This is a genomic window from Photorhabdus australis DSM 17609, assembly GCF_000711895.1.
In the GTDB taxonomy this organism is placed as follows: domain Bacteria; phylum Pseudomonadota; class Gammaproteobacteria; order Enterobacterales; family Enterobacteriaceae; genus Photorhabdus; species Photorhabdus australis.
This window is the reverse complement of the sequence record NZ_JONO01000134.1, coordinates 1-1322: the sequence shown is the minus strand read 5'-3', so window position 1 is coordinate 1322 and position 1322 is coordinate 1. Positions and strand designations below refer to the sequence as shown.

The window sequence follows — 1322 nt, the reverse complement described above, 5'->3', positions numbered from 1 at the left end:
TCCTGTTGCCCTTCCACGGTTATTTTGCGGTTGTGGGCAATCACCAGTTCGTCATCGTGGCCGATACTGGTAGTCCGGTTGTAGTTAATCCGCTCGTCCCGGGAGTTGCGTACCTGAATCGCCAGATTTTTCTGGGCGTGAATAAACACTTCTTCCCGATCTTTTTCGTCTTCAAAACGCAGTTCGTTAAAGCCTTCCCCTTTGTGAGTTTTTGACCGGATTGACATCTGGGTTTTCGCCATCGGCAAGCGGTTAGGGGGAAGGTTGCTGGCATGGTAAGTGCGCCCGGTGATAATCGGTTGGTCCGGGTCACCATGTAAAAAGTCCACCAGCACTTCCTGACCGACGCGCGGGATAGCCATCATGCCCCAGCCTTTTCCTGCCCATGCCTGGCTGACTCGTATCCAACAGGAACTCTGGTCGTTAAACTGTCCATATTGATCCCAGGCAAACTGCACCCGTACCCGGCCATATTCGTCACAAAAGATTTCTTCCCCTTCGGGACCGACCACGGTGGCCACTTGCAGGCCGTCAATGCGGGGTTTGGGGTAGGGGGAAGGGCGCCAGGAACGGTCACGGTCGCCAAAGGTCAGGTGGTTGGTCAGTGTGGTGCCTGTGCCGCCGGTGCGGGTTTCATCGGCCTGTGGCTGCCGGCCATGGTGGCGGATGTTGATGACCTGCCACGGGACATTAAATTTCTCTTTGGGGTGCTGGGTGAGGGTGAACATGAGGCCCGGCCAGAGGAAAAAGCAGTCACTTTGCGCGTGGCCGAGGAGGTCATTGCGGCGTAAGGCTTCCAGACGGTAACGGCTCATGCGTTCCCCGCGTTCGTCTTTATAACGCCCGGGGAAATCATAGTGGTAATAACTGGGTAAATCGGTTCGTTGGTTGGCCGATTTAGCCTCGTAAAAGTGATATTCCGCAGTCCAGGGGGGATTTTTGAAGGTGCGGTCCCGCAGAGAAATGCCCTGGATCCCGACCTGTTCGCGCCAGCGGAACTGATGGATGCTGCCCTGTATTCCCTGCGTATCGGGTGTTGGGTTATAGGGAACGGAAAAGCGGTTACCGAGTGCCAGGCAGGAGTCAGCAAAGAAAATCGTCTGGCCATTTTTCCCCTGATGAAACTCAAAGTAATAAAAGATGCCTTCATCGGCTAATAAGCGGTGAAGAAAAGCCAGGTCGCTTTCGTCGTACTGGACGCAGAATTCCCGTTCGGGATGTTCATAGCCGAGGGTGTAAACAACATCGCGGATGCCGTTTTCTTTCAGCAGGGTGTCGATAATATCGGTAATGGACTGACGCTGAAAAATCCGGGAGTTGAC

1 protein-coding gene is annotated in these 1322 nt (G+C 54.3%); it reads right to left on the bottom strand.

Annotated features, from left to right (window positions below):
* A partial coding sequence (tssI, locus tag BO26_RS18490) for a type VI secretion system tip protein TssI/VgrG (RefSeq protein WP_036774094.1) occupies nucleotides 1–1322 on the bottom strand: 1322 nt, incomplete at both ends.